Here is a 16,575-nt window from a genome sequence, read left to right as displayed (position 1 = left end):
TGTACACAAATTATTAGGGGAAAATAAAAAAATCAGTAATTACGACGATGAGGTGAAACGATGGATCAACAGATGATGGAATGGACACGAGTTTTACACGCACGGAAATGGATGAAACAAACTGAATCATTTTTACCCTTATGGCACGGCTATATCGGCTACAAGTTCGGACTATTCGATGCGCTTCAAGGTGGCGCGAGCATGGCGGAGATGAATTTACGTCTAAAACGCCCATTGACACAACTTGCGCTAGAGCGTTGGTTAGAAGTCGGGGTCGCCGTCCGTCATTTGAAAAAGAGAGGCTGGCGCTACTATCCGACGCGTGGATTAAAATATCAATTATCCGGTAACGATGAACGGAGCATCGGGTTCATGCTTCAAGAAATGATGGAGCTTCATATCCCCGCGTTAATCGCTTATCCGGAATTTCTAGAGTCTGGGAAGCAAAAGACGTTTGATGGAGCTGAACACGGTCAAGTCGTCGCGAAGACATCGACACTCGTCGAAACGGTCGCATTTCCAATCGTGCAACAACTTTTACGACAGGCAAATGTCGAATCGATGCTCGATATTGGATGTGGGCACGGCGGCTACTTACGTAAACTCCAAGCGCTCGAACCGAGTTGGGAACTGACAGGCATCGATTTAGAGGAAGAGGTAATCGAAGAGGCACGCTCGCGAGACGAGAGTGGCGACATTCATTTCGAAGTAGCTGACTTCATGAACTGGGAAACAGAAGAGCAATTCGATGCGGTGATGATGAACAATATGCTGTATTACTTCTCACCAGAAGAACGTATCAAGTTGCTTGAGAGACTACGGGAGCGTTTAGAAGAAAAGGGTGTCGCCATTCTCGTGACCCCGCTCGCCGAAACAGCGCTCGGTGGACGATTCGCTTCCGCGTTCAATGCGTTCATGACACTCCACGATAATCTGTACCCGCTTCCGACCATTCCACGATTGCGCCGGCAGATGCAAGAAGTAGGTTTTGATCAAATCCGCTTCATCCCATTCATTCCGGAAGGTTCTTGGTATATCGTCATCGCTGAGCGAGGAAAGACGAACCTGCTCAATCAACCGATTCAAAATTGAACTTGTCTCCCGTCATTCCTATAATGATAGAGAAGCATAAGAGACTATTCACATAGGGAGTTGTTGAGTGTGTCGAAACAAAGAGTTGCCGTTATTGGGGCAGGACCAGGTGGGTTGGCTGCAGCGATGCTACTGGCGCATCGCGGTGTAGACGTCACCGTATTTGAGAAACAACCGTTTGTAGGCGGAAGAACGTCGCGCTTAGAAGTAGGTGAATTTGCGTTCGACCGAGGACCTACGTTTTTGAATATGCCTTATATTTTAGAAGAAATTTTTGAAGAGACAGGGCGTAATCTGCATGATTATGTCGAGATGAAGCAGTTGGAGCCGATGTATGATTTGTACTTCGACCGTGGGACGCGTCAACTCTCGATGACAACAGATCGTGATCAGATGTATCGCGCCATCGAAGAACAATTTCCAGGGAATGGCGAAGGTTACGAACGGTTCATGAGTGAACAGGCGATCAAACTGTCTAAATTGATGCCTGTGCTTCAGACCGCACATGACAAGCTTACCGACTATGTCTCGTTACGCGTGCTCAAGGCGCTACCGTTCCTCTCGATCGGTAAATCGCTTTATGACGTCTTGTCCGAGTACTTCACGAGCGAAGAGCTGAAGTATGCGTTCACGTTTCAGGCTAAATATTTGGGGATGTCCGCTTGGGAATGTCCGGGTGGATTCTCCATCTTGTCTTACATGGAACACGCCTACGGAGTGCATCACCCGATTGGCGGAGTGAACCAGCTGTGTCATGCGATGGCGAAAGTGATTGAAGAAGAGGGAGGCGTCATTCGTTTAGGCGAACCGGTAGAGCGTCTTCTCATGGATGATCAAAACGTGACCGGTCTCGTGTCTGGGAGTGTCCATTATGCGTTTGATGAAGTCGTGATTGGTGCTGACTTCGCACATGCGATGACGTCGCTCGTTCCAGACGGTAAACTAACGAAGTGGAGTCCGACTCAACTCAAGAAGAAGCGTTACTCGTGCTCGACATTCATGCTTTATCTCGGGCTCGACCATGTCTACGAAGATGTGGCGCATCACTCGATTCACTTCGCGGACGATTATGAATTGAATGTCAAAGAGATGACACAAGAATTGAAATTGAGCGAGGACTTCTCGTTTTATGTACAGAATGCCTCACGTATCGACCCGACACTTGCGCCTCCTGGCAAGTCATCGCTTTACGTTCTCGTACCGGTGCCGAACAATTTATCTGGCCTCCCGTGGGAGACGTTACAAGCGACCATGACAGAGCGCGTTCTCGATGCGCTTGAGACACGTTCCCCTTACCGAAACATCCGTCAACACATCGAGGTGATGGAGGCGTTGACGCCTGAGGACTGGGAAGCGTTTGGTGTATATGAAGGTGCAACGTTCAATCTAGGGCACAACTTATCGCAGATGATGTATTTCCGCCCGCATAACCAATTCGAAGAGCTCGACAACGTCTGGCTCGTCGGGGGTGGGACCCACCCAGGAAGTGGACTGCCGACCATCTTTGAATCAGCGCGGATCACGACGAACCTTTTGCGTGACCGGGCAGGTGTCGGCCGATGAATATTAGCTTTGTCGGAGCAGGGGTCGGTACACTATATGCCGCCCTCTTATTGACAAAACGCAATCCGTCACTTCAAATCACGATTTATGAGAAAGAGGACCGGGTCGGTGGACGCTTGAACTACGTTGAATTCGATAATGGGGCGAAAGTCGATGAAGGTCCAACCATCGTCTTATTGCCGAGTAAATTGAAACAACAACTGATTGAGGCAGGTCTTCCTGAACATGAAGTGGAGTTGATTGAAGTCGATCCACTTTACCGCTTACGTTATCAAGACGGGACATCATTCTATAAATATCGGGAAATCGAGAGACAGGCGGAAGAAATCGAACGAACTTTCGGCGAAGGAGATGCCTTCCGTCAGTACATGTCCCAAAAGAAAGAAGAGTATCGGATTGGCTTCGATACGTTTTTAGATCGTAGTTATGCCTCGAAAGCGGAGTTGTTCGAGCCTAAACTACTTCTCCTTCTCATGCGGTTAAAAGCATATGAGACGGCTCATGCGAATATGAAACGCTTCTTTGAAGACGAACGTTTACGTGTCGCCTATAGTTTACAAACGCTCTATATCGGCGGAAATCCTTATGCCACTCCTTCGTTATATGGACTCATTCCTTATCGTGAACAAGAAGAAGGAGTCTGGTATGTAAAAGGAGGATATTTTTCGCTAGCGACGAAAATGGAACAAGAGTTGAAGCGTCGAGGTGTTCGTTTCGAGATGAATGCTACCGTCAATCGTGTCCATGTCACGGACGGGGTGGCCAATGGAGTCACGGTAAATGACGAATATGTACCGTATGATGCAGTCGTCGTGAACGGTGATTTTCCACTCATGGAGCGCCTGATTGATGGTGTGACGCCAAAGACGTATGAACCGTCAAGCGGTACGTTACTTCTTTATTTCGCCGTCAACGGCGAACTCGACTTACCGGTTCACCAATTCGATTTACCGAATGATTTTGAAGGATCGATGCGTACGATCTTTGAGGATGGTAAACTAAGTGAGTATCCAGCGATGTACACCTTTAATCCATCGCGAATGGATGCAACCCTCGCGCCAGAAGGAACGAGTGTATTATATGTTCTTGTCCCGGTTCCTCGAAAATTGGAACGAGAAGACTTTGAGGCACAAGGGACAATCGAACACCTATTAGGAAGAATCGAGGCATTCATGCCTGATTTCCGTGAACGCGTCATCGAGATGAAAGTCCGGACACCGATGGATGCTGAGCGATTCGGATTGTTCGAAGGAGGAAGTTTTGGGATTGCACCAAAGTTATCTCAGTCAGCCGCCTTCAAACCGCAAGCGAGACCATTCCCGAAAATCGAACGTCTCTATGCGGTGGGCGCATCCGTCCATCCATGCGGTGGCGTCCCTATCGTTATGATTGGGTCGCAATTACTTGTGAAAAAAATGGAAGAAGAAATGGGGGCAATGCATCGTGACGACACAAGAAGCGTATCGTCAATGTGAGGAAATCATGAAGAAGGGCTCGTTAACCTTTTACCGGGCCTTCTCTTTGCTCTCAAAACCAGACCGTCAAGCGGTCATGGCAGTATATACTTTCTGTCGCACCCTCGATGATGCGGTCGATGAATCAGACCGTCCAGAAGAGAGTTTGACAGCATTTTTGCATGACTTCGACCGCTTTTTAGCTGGTTACGACCAAGATGAAGCACTATGGGTTGCCCTTCGTGATGTGTGGAAACGTTATGACATGGACGTCGAACCATTTTTTGAATTGGCGGAAGGGATGAAATGGGACTTACATAAGTCGCGGTATGAAACGCTCGAAGAGACCGAGCAGTATAGCTATTATGCAGCGAGCACGGTCGGTCTGATGCTGCTCCCGATCCTTGTCCCAAATCAGGACGCTGCGACGACACGTCAGCTAAGGCAAGGCGCCATCGACCTTGGCATTGCGATGCAACTGACCAATATTTTACGTGATGTCGGTGAAGATTTGAATCGAGACCGCATCTATTTACCCCGTACGATGATGCGTCAGTACGGTGTGAGTGAAGCGATGTTACACCAACGAGAAGTGACCCCTGTCTTTATCGATCTATGGGAGGCGTTGGCGAATCGTGCAGAGTTCTTGTATGAACGGGCACGCGAAACCCATCATCTGTATCCACTCGCGAGTCGAAAGCCGGTACAAGCAGCGGCTCTTCTCTATGAAGGGATTCTTGATGCGGCACGTGCGAATCGACATGACGTCTTCACAAAGCGGGCATACGTATCGACCTTACAAAAAGGAAAGTTGTTGGCAAAACTATAAGCGATTCGATTCCCTGTAGACGCTCGATGGCGTCTACAGTTTTTTGTACGCAAAAAAACCACTTTTGACGGGGGACCAAAAGTGGCGTAAGCGTTATGTGATTCATTCATCGGGGAAACGAATGAATCGGTTTGTGATGAAGCCCTAAAGATGTGCCGGGATTCATGGGGAATGAATCAGTTGGGACATCTTCGTCGAAACAGGATGCTTGATGGACTAAGGGGGAACATCATACGCAAGCTGTCTCAACTACGGGATACGAGTGGGGAAACTCGCTCATCACTTTTTCTCGGGTGTGACAAGTTCAAAACGCGATGAGGCTCGGGGAAGCCATTCGATCGCTACAGGTGTAACAAACGTTACAGAACTGCTTGAACTCGAATATGATATTATCACGTCTTTCAATTGTCGACAAGTGTCGAAACTCGCGTTCACAAAATGTTCATATTGTCAGAGGTATGTCCTCTAACATCGATCGTGCAGCGAATTGTCCTGAAAGCGTCACCATCGGACTGCCACCGCCAGGATGAGTCGAACCGCCAGCGAACCAGATGTTCGATACATCTGTCGATCGCGGTGCAGGTCTAAAAAATGCCCCTTTTTTCGAGTTGGCCGATGTGCCATAAAGTGCGCCATAATACGCATAAAAATCACGGGTCAAATCTTGTGGGGTCACCCGTTTATGGTAGAGCACCTCTTCTTCTTCCCAATCCACACCGAACATACGTAATCGTCTGCGAATCAAATGCTCATACGTATCTGCATCAATGTCGGTCAGATGTGCCGGCGCATTGACGAGGATGAACAGGTTGTCTCCTGCCTCGCCCATCGACGGATCGGTTGCGGATGAATTCGAAATATAGATTGTCGGTTCGTCCGCATAACGTTCTTCTTGGAAAAGTGCTTTAAATTCCCGTTCATAGTCGTCTGAGAAATAGACGTTATGGTGTGCCAAGTTCAATCGTTTGGACAATCCGACCATCATGACGAATGCGGAAATGGAAGGTTCGACCGTGTCGCGTGTCGGGACCGGGAAAGATGGTCGGTCTTTTGCGTCGACGAGTCGTGGGTATTGCGTCAAGAGTTCACCGTTGAGAAGAACGGCATCACACGAGATGACTTCTTGGTCATCGACGACGACCTCATGTGCTTTTCCGTTCAACACATCAATTTTCGTCACTTCATGACCGAGTCGGAACGTCACTCCGAGTTCGCTCGCCCGTTTGGCGAACCCTTTTGCGATATTCCAGTTTCCACCTTTCGCAAAATAGACACCTTCATTCAATTCCAAATGTGCGATAAGGGCGAACGTACCTGGCGTCACGTATGGGCTGCTACCAATGTACGTCGCATAGCGGTCGAGCGCCTGAATAATGCGTGGGTCCTTGAAATACTTCTTGTGAAGGGCGTGCAAACTTTGAAGTGGATGCACTTTGACCATGTCCGCCCAAAGACCGGGATCCAACTTTGTGTCCATTTGTGTGAAGAAGCGCTTATTCGCAATGTCGAACAGCTTTTCAGCTTCATCTAGATAGGCACGCATCTGATTGTGTTTCAACTGGTCACCGGTCAAACGCCGTACTTCGACCTCAAGTTTTGCCCGATCGGCACTGAACGTGAAGGATGACCCGTCTGTGTAGTGGTTGACGGTATGTTGATCGAGCTTGATTAACTCAAAATAGTCATCCGGATTGGCCCCGCTATTTCGAATGACTGAACGAAATACATCCGGCATCGTGATCGTATTTGGACCAAAGTCGAACCGGTGACCGTCGGTTATAATGGGCATGAGTTTGCCACCGACATGTTGATTCTTTTCAATGACCGTGACGTCATAACCTCGTGCTGCGAGCGTGACGGCGGCGCTTAGTCCACCGAGACCAGCCCCAATCACTACGATTTGTTTCATACAATTGTCCCCCTTTAGACGTCTGCTTAGGAATAGTGACGACCTTTCCACGTGATGGGCAACCGTCTCCATTTACGAATGACGGCGTTCCCGAGTAAGGTCAAGTAAGCGATTAAACTGAGTGGATGGTACCATGTACCGGACCCATTTGATTTCAGATCGACAGCGAGACGCGCGAGGAGCACGAAAATCGCTGCGCTAATCGTCTGCCAACTCGGTGAAAAGATCCAAGCGAGCATAGCCGTCAACTGGATGCCGTAATATGTCATGAAGTACAAGGCGAGTCCTACTGATTCATTCATTCCCTTGAATACGTTCTTTGAAAACCCGGTCCACACTTCTTCATTCGTTTCATACATGTCGCAGGAGATGAACGGGGAGACTTGAACGAGTGACGTGACTTTTTGATGACGTTTGAACGTTCGACATAAATCGATATCATCAATCAACGACGTTCGAATAGCAGCATGTCCGCCAACTTTCTCGTAGCTGTTCCGCTCGACGAGTACGTTCATGCCATTCGCCGCGGCAAATGCGGGGTGTTTCACTTTACGCCAAAACAAAGGCAGATGTTGGGCGATGAGCACGTGTTGCATCGGAATCAACAATTTCCCGAGAAATGTTGACGTCGGAAATTGAGGGAAACCTGATAAAAAGACGGCCTGCTCTCGAGCGAGCGTGGCATGCATGCGAGCGATAAAACTCGAATCGATCGTGACGTCCGCATCTAAAAAGAGAAGATACGGTTCAGTCGTGCGTGATGCTAGTTGATGACAAGCATGAACTTTTCCGGCCCAGTCATGGGGCAAAGGAACACCTTGGATGACGGTAAAACGGGTATCGCTCCCAATTGCATGATTCAATTTTTCATATGTATCATCTTCAGAGCGGTCCTCGTAGATATAGACGTGAGTCCCTTCCGGTATCGCCTGCTTTAAGTTCGAAATCAGTCGATCGACGTGACGCGACTCATTGCGCATCGGGATGCAGACGGCTGTCGCCGGTGTGCGTCCTGGGTGGGCGAGCGGTCTCAAGAACGAAAGATTGATTAGGGTAAAGATAAACATCGAGAGAGTGAGCAGCCATAAGATCATGAACGTCCCCTCCCAAGTCGGAACATCGTTTCTGTCCATTCAGCAAGATTACGACGTGGTCGAAAGAGCGGCACATAGGCATCAGACCGAATGATGGCGTCTTGTCGCACGTCGTCATAGAGCGCCTCGAGTGCTTGCGCGATTTCCTGCTTCTGAGCTCGTCGTGTCATCGACGTCACGACTACTGTTCGAAAGCGGACATATACAAGGGGTTCCGCATGGTTCTCAAACGAATAGTACATGGCGCATAATTGGACGGGGCGGTCGTTCAGTAACAACGTTGCGCCAGACTCGATTTCGACAGGTCGAAGTTCCTGTGGCATCTCTTGTCCTTGAGGGAACATCCAGACGGATTTCCCGGACGCGAGCAATTCATTCGCATAAGCCAGTGAGGCCCGTACATCGGAGAGACTTCCTTTTTTCACCGAGAAGGCACCGAGGTGTCGAAAGAACGGGAAGCGACGTAGTCCATCCTCATCCATCAACACATGAATATCGTGTCGTAAAAAATGTTCATTGATCATATACATGATGAGACCGTCCCACCACGCGCTATGTGTACTTAAAAATAATCCGGGGGTCGGAACGTCGTCCGTTCGGATATAAATGTTATGGAAGGTGGGACGTATTTGACGTTCCCGCACGAACGTCGAGAACAGGTTATTGAACCATTTCTTTTTGTGTGACTCGATCATCGCGACCCCTCCTTTCAAGTAGAATCACTCCGGATGTGAGGATGCTGAGGAGCCCGATGCCATAGAGACCTGCATTAACAGCCGTGACACCGAAGAGTGCGTGAAGCATGACGAACAAATAGACGCCGTGCCGGATGAACAAGGAATCAACAGCGCGTTCGTGACGCTGTAACAACCATGAGAAAATAAGGGATAACCCGAACCAACCGATAAAGTTTTGTGTCGGGATATCATAGTATAAGCCGTCATTCGCCCATTCCCAGTAGCCTTTCACGTTTGCCGCTACGGGATCGATTGCCATATCGAGCCATACGGCGAGAATCGGAACGAGCCATAAAATATTGTGGCGGAATGTGAAGAGACGGGCAACGGCAAAACTAGAGCCGATCACGGCAAGCCATGCCGCACCGATTGTGACAGGGACTCCAAACACTGTCGGACCGAACGCCTCAGCATAAACGTATTCGCTGAACGGGAATCCCGTCTTTACGCCGAGTGTTTCAACGGCGATTGAACCGAAGAAAATAAACGGAACAATCCAAGCTCCTTGTCGAATTCCTTGATAAAGAATTGTTCCACCTATCGCCCCGGCTAGCCATAAAAAGACGGGGTTTGCCCACTCGAGCCAAGGTGGAAGCAGGTCGAATCCAACTAGAATCAACCCAATGAAATACCAAACAATAAACCATTTCCAAATAAACGGATACACTTTCATTCCATCACCTCTTCTTTCATTCTAAAGCTCATCGAAGTCTTCGTCTAACAAATGCATGTACAAAAAAGAGCCTCGCTGAACGAGACTCTCAATTGGCCATCCGTTTTCGTCTTTTCACGAACGAAAAGGCGATGAATAAGACATAGAACGGGATGGCGATGAACCAAAATGTCGGCCATTCTTTCCAACGTGCGAACATCATATACGTCACATAGACGAGACTGATGGTAATGATGAACGAGTGACGTGGCAATGGTACATCTTTAAAACTCGGGATGCGAACACGGCTGACCATCAACAAGGCGAGCCCTGTGAAAAAAATCGGTGTCAACAGTTCACTGACGCGGTCACCGAACGTTGTGATGACAGCGAGAAGTCCCCCGGCGGCCGTGATCGGGACACCAGAGAAGTAACTCGCTGCAACGTTTGTCGCTGATAAATTGAAGCGAGCCAGACGATAGGCGCCGAATAGCGGGAAAAGTGCCGCAAAAAACAATCCATAATTGCCGTAATCAATAAAGAAGGTGTAATAAGCGAGCATCGCCGGTGCGACCCCGAACGTGACGATGTCAGCGAGTGAGTCCAATTCTTTTCCAAAATCGCCAGCGACCCCGAGCATACGGGCGAGGCGCCCGTCTAAACTGTCGAGCATCATCGCGATGATGATTAACAGTGTGGCGTTTGAGAAGTCACCACGTGCGGCGTAGACGATGGCGACGACACCACAAAATAAATTTCCGAACGTAAAGGAGTTTGGGACCCACGAACGGATACGTTCTTTCCACATAATTTTGCCCCCAGTAAGGTCATTGGCTGAACCAGTGCCCGTTTGTAAATTGCAGTAAATCTTCAGGTGTTAATTCGATTTGATAGCCGCGTTTTCCAGCAGAAATGGTGATTGTCTCTCTGTCTTGAGCTGCTTCGTGCAGATAGACAGGGAACGGCTTCTTCGCCCCAATCGGAGAGACTCCTCCTCGAATATAACCGGTCAATGTCTCGAGCTCTTTCATCGGGACGGTCGATGCTTTCTTCGCCCCCCAAGCTTTAGCGGCTGCTTTTAAATCGATGTCACGCTCTCCAGAGATGAGAAAGAAGGCATATTGCTTTTTCTCGTTCATGAGACAAATCGTTTTATACAGTTCGTCGAGCGGTTTATTCAATGTCATCGCCACATGTTTAGCTGAGACATCGGTGTCATCAACTTCATACGTATGATAGGTGAACGGAATCTTCTTCTGTTTCAGTTGCCGAGCGGCGTTTGTCAGTTGCATCTGACTCATCCTTTCGTGACCGACTCCTTTTAGAATAGCAAATCAACCAACTTCCCGGCAATTGAACTTCAAAAAACTTTTCAGTAAAGGAAGGAGTTTGAAGCAATGACGAAGAAATGAACAATGATTCATTTTGAAGGGGGAATGGAAGTGGAGACGATTCAATTGACGACACACAATGGGGTAGGGTGGTTGAAACTGAACCGACCTGAAAAGCTAAACGCCTTGAACGAGACGTTGCTTCGTGAAATGAAAACGGCAATCGACACATTTGAACAGGACGACGCCGTTCGCGTCATCGTCCTTGTCGGTGAGGGACGAGCGTTCTCATCCGGACAAGATTTAACGATCGAGAGCGATGCGGACTATGGGGAATATTTAGAAGACGTGTATCATCCGTTCGTACGTGCACTTTTCTCGAGTCGTAAACCGCTCATCGCAGGGATTCACGGTGTCGTGGCTGGAGCAGGGCTCAGCTTGGCACTCGCGGCAGACGTTCGAATCGTCGCCAAGTCGACGAAGTTCAGCTCGGCGTTCATTAAAATCGGGTTGGTCGCGGATGCGGGCGGTCCATATCACCTGCGTCGACTCATGCGCGACGACCTTGCGTTAGATTGGCTCTGGAGTGGCAGTACGATTGACTCGGAGGCCGCGCGTTCATTCGGGCTCGTCACCGAGCTCGTGGAAGATGCGATGTATACGGAGCGATTGACTTCATATGCGGAGACACTCGCTGCGAAATCACCGGTCGCTGTTCAAGGGATGAAGGCGCTCATGCGAGCCGCTTCATTTGAGGATGGATTGAATGAAGAAATCGAATGGCAACGGAAGTGTGGGGACACGGACGTGCACCGCCAAGCGATGCAGGCATTCTTGATGAAATAAAAAAAGCGGCCGCGGCCGCTTTTTTTACGTGGTTGATTTTGCTTCGAACTGGAAGCCTTTTTGTTGCCACGTCCCGTATTTCCAACGACGGAACGCGAAGAATCCGCGGAACCACTCATCGAGGGAGAAGGCGAGCCAAATCCCAAGGATACCGAGCCCCATTTGAAGACCGAACAAGTAGCTGAACGCCACGGCGACACCCCACATCGAGGCGATCCCGATCATGACCGGGAAGCGGACGTCCCCGACAGACTTCAACGACCCCATCAAGACGATGTTCATGGCGCGACCCGGCTCTAAAATGAGCGTCGCCCATAAGATGGGCACACCGACCGCGATGATGTCAGGGTTTGACGTGAAGAGACCGAGTAGCGATTCGCTGAACACCGCTAAACCGAGAGAGGCGACGAACGAAGCGAACATGGCAATCTTCAAGGTCTTGACGGCACGATGATAGGCTTCTTTAAAACGTTTCCCTCCAATATCCCGTGCGATCAAAAGCTGGGTCCCTTGCGCGACGGCGACGGTGAACAAGAAGGCAAGCATCGACAAGTTCATCACGTACACCCGAGCAGCGAGGGAAGCCTCGCCCATCGTCGCGATAAATCCAGTGATGATAATTTGGGATGCCTGATACGACAAGTTCTCCCCGGCAGAAGGAACACCGATTTGAAGGAGTGACTGGATGTCGTCTTTCTTCGGACGAATCACTTCTTTTAACGGGAAGTGAATCATGAGCTTCCGTTTGACGAGCCAGAACAAGAGAACCATAGCGGCGAATCGTGCGATCACGATGGCCCAAGCGACACCGGCAACGCCTGTGACCGGAAGGCCAAACCAGCCGGTAACGGCAAAAATGGCACCGACGGCGGTGATGATATCAATCAGAAGCGTCGCGAGCATGGCGTGTTTCGTCATCCCGTGACTCCGGAGGATCGAACTGAGCGCCATGATGAGTGCTTCGGTGAATAACGACAAGCCGACGATTTGCAGGAACAACAGCCCGTGCGCAAACAGTTCGTCTGATAGACCGAACAGGCGTAAGAACGTTTCACCGAACAAGAAGATGACGACGACCATAATCGCACCAAGCCACATGTTCAAACTGACGGCGGAGCGGGCGAAGTCGCGACTCTTCTTCATGCGCTGTGCCCCGATGGCCTGACCGATCAAAATGGTCGCCCCGACAGACGTCACACTAAAGACAATTAAGAACACGTTTAAGATTTGGTTGGCAACCCCGACGGCCGAAGCGGCAGCGTCTGAGTAGTGAGCGAGCATCAATGTGGCGATGATCCCGGTTCCCATATGGAGGGCAAGTTCGATGAAAATCGGCCACGACAGTTTGAACAGGGTGAGCTGTTCCGTTTGTTTCGTCTGCATGTAGTGTATTCTCCCTTTTCTCTATAATTCTTTCTGTTAACTATTTGTTTTATAAAAATGTCAAAGGTCATCTTACTCCTTATGAAATGAAAAAGAAAGGGGTTTGCTAAATTATTTTCAACAAAAAAATCACCCGAAGAAATCAGGTGATTTTCGAATTTATTTCAATTTCAGAATAGCAGAACTAAATGGCGCCAGTTCGATTTCGAGTGAGTCGAGGTCGCGGTTATGCAAGAGGTCCGTGGCGGCTCCTGTATAACCGAGCGGATTCAGTTTCGAGGCAGAGTCCGAGTTATTGAAGTACACCAAGTAAGTCTCATCTTTCGTACACCGCTCGATGATGACTGCATTGTTCGCATCGTCGACCAGGTTAAAGCGATATGAGCCGGCATTGGCGAGCGCAGGGTGTTCCTTACGAAGCTGGATGAGCTTTTGGATGTAGCGGAAGAGATTACGGTCTTCTTCGGCTTCATCCCACGGCATACAGCGACGGCAACCTGGATCTTGTTCGCCTTCGAGTCCGATTTCGTCCCCGTAGTAGATACATGGGCTACCCGTATAAGTCAGCATTGAAGTCATCAAGAGTTTGAACTTGCCTTTATGTCCTTTCGCTCGTGTCAACGCGCGGGGGGTGTCATGCGAATCGATCAAGTTGAACGTGACTTCGTTGACGTTCATCGTGTTCATCATCTCGACACGTGTCAGTTCGTTACGGAACTCCGAAGCGGTCGTCCGGTCGAGGGCGAAGTAGTTCAAGCTCGCGTTCGTGAACGGATAGTTCATGACGGCATCGAACTGGTCACCTTGTAGCCAAGGTTGTGAATCGTGCCAAATCTCTCCGAGAATATAAGCTTCCGGGTTCGCATTTTTGACGGCCTTACGGAAGTCACGCCAGAATGCATGGTCGACTTCGTTGGCAACGTCAAGACGCCATCCGTCGATGCCGAATTCTTCGACCCAGTAACGGGCGACATCTAATAAGTAAGCTTTTAATTCGGGATGTTCTGTATTGATTTTCGGCATGTTCTTTTCAAATGCGAACGTATCATAGTTCGGCTTCGGTTCTGTGACAACCGGGAAATCGCGAAGGTAGAACCAATCACGGTACTCAGAGGACGGACCGTTTTCGACGACGTCTTGGAACCATGGGTGATGATATCCGACATGGTTGAAGACCGCGTCGAGCATGACTTTGATGCCGTTCTCGTGCAAGAGGTCGACCATCTCTTTAAATTTCTCTTTCGTCCCGAACTGTGGATCGATTTCCATGTAGTCGAGCGTATCGTACTTATGGTTTGTCGTCGCTTTAAAGATCGGGCAGAAGTAGATGCCGGTGATCCCGAGTTCGACTAAATGATCGATATGGTCGATCACTCCTTGGAAGTCGCCACCGAAAAAGTTTGTCGTCGTAGGCTCTGTCGAGTTCCATGGGAGCGTCTCTTCAGGATCGAGCGAAGCATCGCCATTGGCGAAACGGTCCGGGAAGATTTGATACCAGACCGTATCCTTCACCCAAGAAGGCGCATGGAAGATATCGATTGGGTTGATGAATGGGACACAGAAGTAGTAACCCGTATCATCGAGCGGCTTCTCTTCGAACCATCCTTTTTCGGTATAAACGGCCGTCTCTTGTCCATCATTCAAACGGAAGCCGTAACGTAGACGTCGGAACGGCGGTTTGATGGAGATGAACCAATAGTCGTAGGCGTCGTCAAACCCGATTTTCTCCATTGGAGTCTCGTATGTACGCCAGTAGCTCGGCTTATCCGGATCGAAGTTCCACATGGCTGGGTCTTCAGCGTGCCAATCATAAGGGTCGTTCCAAATCAAATCGACAGATTCGATATCGCCTCGCTTCGTATGGAAACGAATGTGGATTGTCTCGCGATCATATTTGTAGACGAACGGGGACATGGCACGATGATAAATCGCTTCTTTCATCATAAGGAAAACATTCCTTTCTTTATAGGGGATGACATCATTTTACAACATCGGGAATCAAAGAGAACAGATGTTGCGAAAACGTTTGCTCAAGCAAAGGTTAATAAAGCGTTTACATTTTGTCAATTGCTGAAACGCATAAAAAGTGAAGAATTGAGAACAAACATTTAAAAATTACATAAATGGGTCAACAGACGTAAAAAAAGTGTAAAAAAAGACTTGTAAAACGCTTTCACAACTGTATAATAAAAATTGAGGTGAGGATGCAAACGTTTTCACTACCGTGTCAATTTCGTAGCGGAGTTTTAAAATTGACGTGGTCGTGCGATTGCGCAAATCTGACCATACTATTTCCTTGGGGAGGTTTTTCATCATGAAGATGAAAAAAATGGTAGCAGGACTTTCAACAGCAGTATTCGCATTCGGTGCACTTGCTGCATGTGGTGGCGGAACGGACAACGGATCTTCTAACGAAGGTGGTTCTTCAAGCGAGAACAAACCTGAAAAGATCGTCATCTGGGAAGACATCGAAAAGTCTGAAACAACGAAAGAAGTTGCGAAGGCGTTCGAAGAAGAGCATGGCGTAAAAGTTGAAGTTGTCGAAGTACAGATGACAGATCAAAAAGACAAGCTCGCGCTTGACGGTCCAGCTGGAAAAGGTCCAGACATCGTGCTCGTACCACATGACCAGATTGGTACAATCGCAGACCAAGGTCACTTGGCTCCAATCGCTGACGAAGGATCGCTTGACGCGTTCACAGACGCTGCGAAATCAGCTGTCATGTTCGATGGCCAAGCTTACGGATATCCAAAATCAGTTGAGACACCAGTTCTCATGTATAACAAAGATTTGATGGCTGAAGCTCCAGCATCTATGGACGACCTTTACAAGTTGTCAAACGATGTAAAAGCTGACGGCGAGTACGGATTCCTTGCACTTTGGGATAACTTCTACTTCGCACACGGTGTTGTCGCTGGATTCGGCGGATACGTGTTCAAAGAAGACGGTGGCGCACTCGACCCAGCGGATATCGGTTTGAACAACGAAGGCGCAGTTGAAGGATTCGAATACATCGGTAAATGGTACGAAGAAGGCCTCTTCCCTAAAGGGTTGATCGGAGAGTCTGGCGGCCAAGCGATGGACCAACTCTTCACTGAGAAGAAAGCTCACTCAGTCATGAACGGACCATGGGCTGTAGCTGGTTACACAGATGCAGGCGTGAACCTCGGAGCGGCTCCAATGCCAACACTTCCGAACGGTGAGCCAATCAAGACGTTCATGGGTGTGAAAACATATGCCCTTTCAGCTTACACAGAAAACCAAGAGTGGGCTGAAATGTTCCTTCAAGAGTTGACGAATGAAGAAAACGCATTGGCAATGTTTGAAGCATACAACGAGATCCCACCAGTAGCAGCACTCGAGTCGAACGAGACAATCACGTCGAACGAAGTTGCGAAAGCGGTATTCGACCAAGCAACAAACGCAATCCCAATGCCGAACATTCCTGAAATGGGACAAGTCTGGGAGCCAATGGCTCAAGCGCTTCAGCTTGTAGCAACTGGTAAACAAGATGCACAAAAATCTGCAGATGATGCAGTGAAAGTCATCGAACAACAAATCCAAGCGAACAACCAATAAGGAATTGAGATGACGGGGTACGCCACATGGCGTTCCCCATCATTTTCTAGCATTGAGCAAACGTTTGCTTGATTGATTTGCTCAAATCGAAAGGAGAAACTGAGG

At 48.9% G+C, this 16,575-nt stretch carries 14 protein-coding genes; 6 read left to right on the top strand and 8 right to left on the bottom strand.

Features of this window, described 5'->3' with window-relative positions; translation table 11 throughout:
- The first annotated feature begins 60 nt into the window (after nucleotides 1-60).
- The 4 genes from IRJ25_RS10045 to IRJ25_RS10030 all read left to right on the top strand — a co-directional run bounded on the left by IRJ25_RS10045 (nucleotide 61) and on the right by IRJ25_RS10030 (nucleotide 4,938).
- Nucleotides 61-1,092: a class I SAM-dependent methyltransferase gene (locus IRJ25_RS10045; protein WP_074037653.1), complete on the top strand. Its 1,032-nt coding sequence runs from the start codon at nucleotides 61-63 to the stop codon at nucleotides 1,090-1,092.
- 69 nt (nucleotides 1,093-1,161) lie between these two features.
- Nucleotides 1,162-2,655 (top strand): phytoene desaturase family protein, encoded by a 1,494-nt coding sequence (locus tag IRJ25_RS10040; RefSeq protein WP_214691224.1) that lies wholly within the window; start codon nucleotides 1,162-1,164, stop codon nucleotides 2,653-2,655.
- Complete coding sequence (locus tag IRJ25_RS10035; protein ID WP_214691223.1) at nucleotides 2,652-4,130, top strand: phytoene desaturase family protein; 1,479 nt, start codon at nucleotides 2,652-2,654, stop codon at nucleotides 4,128-4,130. The genes IRJ25_RS10040 and IRJ25_RS10035 overlap by 4 nt, the downstream gene beginning before the upstream one ends.
- Nucleotides 4,099-4,938, top strand: coding sequence for a phytoene/squalene synthase family protein (locus IRJ25_RS10030; protein ID WP_084543106.1), 840 nt, complete (start codon nucleotides 4,099-4,101; stop codon nucleotides 4,936-4,938). Before IRJ25_RS10035 ends, IRJ25_RS10030 begins: the two co-directional genes overlap by 32 nt.
- Nucleotides 4,939-5,380: 442 nt before the next feature.
- Here IRJ25_RS10030 and IRJ25_RS10025 read toward each other — a convergent pair whose 3' ends face one another.
- From IRJ25_RS10025 to ybaK, 6 genes are all read right to left on the bottom strand, one after another.
- Nucleotides 5,381-6,847 (bottom strand): phytoene desaturase family protein, encoded by a 1,467-nt coding sequence (locus IRJ25_RS10025; RefSeq protein WP_074037650.1) that lies wholly within the window; start codon nucleotides 6,845-6,847, stop codon nucleotides 5,381-5,383.
- Between the two features lie 26 nt (nucleotides 6,848-6,873).
- On the bottom strand, nucleotides 6,874-7,941 hold the full coding sequence (locus tag IRJ25_RS10020) for a glycosyltransferase (RefSeq protein WP_269318215.1): 1,068 nt from the start codon (nucleotides 7,939-7,941) through the stop codon (nucleotides 6,874-6,876).
- Nucleotides 7,938-8,636: a lysophospholipid acyltransferase family protein gene (locus tag IRJ25_RS10015; RefSeq protein WP_074037648.1), complete on the bottom strand. Its 699-nt coding sequence runs from the start codon at nucleotides 8,634-8,636 to the stop codon at nucleotides 7,938-7,940. The genes IRJ25_RS10020 and IRJ25_RS10015 overlap by 4 nt, the downstream gene beginning before the upstream one ends.
- Nucleotides 8,602-9,351, bottom strand: a complete 750-nt coding sequence (locus tag IRJ25_RS10010; RefSeq protein WP_074037647.1) for a carotenoid biosynthesis protein — start codon at nucleotides 9,349-9,351, stop codon at nucleotides 8,602-8,604. The genes IRJ25_RS10015 and IRJ25_RS10010 overlap by 35 nt, the downstream gene beginning before the upstream one ends.
- 88 nt (nucleotides 9,352-9,439) lie before the next feature.
- Nucleotides 9,440-10,138, bottom strand: a complete 699-nt coding sequence (gene pssA / locus IRJ25_RS10005; protein ID WP_074037646.1) for a CDP-diacylglycerol--serine O-phosphatidyltransferase — start codon at nucleotides 10,136-10,138, stop codon at nucleotides 9,440-9,442.
- A gap of 19 nt (nucleotides 10,139-10,157) precedes the next feature.
- Nucleotides 10,158-10,622: a Cys-tRNA(Pro) deacylase gene (gene ybaK, locus IRJ25_RS10000; protein WP_159561895.1), complete on the bottom strand. Its 465-nt coding sequence runs from the start codon at nucleotides 10,620-10,622 to the stop codon at nucleotides 10,158-10,160.
- A 123-nt stretch (nucleotides 10,623-10,745) separates the two neighbouring features.
- Between ybaK and IRJ25_RS09995 the strand changes: the two genes are divergently transcribed.
- Entirely contained in the window at nucleotides 10,746-11,507 is a 762-nt protein-coding gene (locus tag IRJ25_RS09995) for an enoyl-CoA hydratase/isomerase family protein (protein WP_269318214.1), read from the top strand.
- A 24-nt stretch (nucleotides 11,508-11,531) separates the two neighbouring features.
- Here the strand turns inward: IRJ25_RS09995 and IRJ25_RS09990 are convergent, their stop codons facing one another.
- Nucleotides 11,532-12,890, bottom strand: coding sequence for an MATE family efflux transporter (locus IRJ25_RS09990; RefSeq protein WP_269318213.1), 1,359 nt, complete (start codon nucleotides 12,888-12,890; stop codon nucleotides 11,532-11,534).
- Between the two features lie 159 nt (nucleotides 12,891-13,049).
- Entirely contained in the window at nucleotides 13,050-14,834 is a 1,785-nt protein-coding gene (locus IRJ25_RS09985; protein WP_269318212.1) for a glycoside hydrolase family 13 protein, read from the bottom strand.
- Nucleotides 14,835-15,204: 370 nt separating this feature from the next.
- Between IRJ25_RS09985 and IRJ25_RS09980 the strand changes: the two genes are divergently transcribed.
- Entirely contained in the window at nucleotides 15,205-16,470 is a 1,266-nt protein-coding gene (locus IRJ25_RS09980) for an extracellular solute-binding protein (RefSeq protein ID WP_074037640.1), read from the top strand.
- The last annotated feature ends 105 nt before the right edge of the window (nucleotides 16,471-16,575 follow it).

The sequence above is a fragment of the Exiguobacterium sp. KJ 601 genome, assembly GCF_027161185.1.
In the GTDB taxonomy this organism is placed as follows: Bacteria; Bacillota; Bacilli; order Exiguobacteriales; family Exiguobacteriaceae; genus Exiguobacterium; species Exiguobacterium profundum.
This window is presented reverse-complemented; position numbering and strand designations above follow the sequence as displayed.

What these genes read in the sequence shown, in the direction of transcription:
- IRJ25_RS10045 (WP_074037653.1), top strand. Translation starts at nt 61, where the DNA reads ATGGATCAACAGATGATGGAATGGACACGAGTTTTACACGCACGGAAA.
- IRJ25_RS10035 (WP_214691223.1), top strand. Translation starts at nt 2,652, where the DNA reads ATGAATATTAGCTTTGTCGGAGCAGGGGTCGGTACACTATATGCCGCC.
- IRJ25_RS10025 (WP_074037650.1), bottom strand. Translation starts at nt 6,847, where the DNA reads ATGAAACAAATCGTAGTGATTGGGGCTGGTCTCGGTGGACTAAGCGCC.
- IRJ25_RS10020 (WP_269318215.1), bottom strand. Translation starts at nt 7,941, where the DNA reads ATGATCTTATGGCTGCTCACTCTCTCGATGTTTATCTTTACCCTAATC.
- IRJ25_RS10015 (WP_074037648.1), bottom strand. Translation starts at nt 8,636, where the DNA reads ATGATCGAGTCACACAAAAAGAAATGGTTCAATAACCTGTTCTCGACG.
- IRJ25_RS10010 (WP_074037647.1), bottom strand. Translation starts at nt 9,351, where the DNA reads ATGAAAGTGTATCCGTTTATTTGGAAATGGTTTATTGTTTGGTATTTC.
- pssA (WP_074037646.1), bottom strand. Translation starts at nt 10,138, where the DNA reads ATGTGGAAAGAACGTATCCGTTCGTGGGTCCCAAACTCCTTTACGTTC.
- ybaK (WP_159561895.1), bottom strand. Translation starts at nt 10,622, where the DNA reads ATGCAACTGACAAACGCCGCTCGGCAACTGAAACAGAAGAAGATTCCG.
- IRJ25_RS09995 (WP_269318214.1), top strand. Translation starts at nt 10,746, where the DNA reads ATGATTCATTTTGAAGGGGGAATGGAAGTGGAGACGATTCAATTGACG.
- IRJ25_RS09990 (WP_269318213.1), bottom strand. Translation starts at nt 12,890, where the DNA reads ATGCAGACGAAACAAACGGAACAGCTCACCCTGTTCAAACTGTCGTGG.
- IRJ25_RS09985 (WP_269318212.1), bottom strand. Translation starts at nt 14,834, where the DNA reads ATGATGAAAGAAGCGATTTATCATCGTGCCATGTCCCCGTTCGTCTAC.
- IRJ25_RS09980 (WP_074037640.1), top strand. Translation starts at nt 15,205, where the DNA reads ATGAAGATGAAAAAAATGGTAGCAGGACTTTCAACAGCAGTATTCGCA.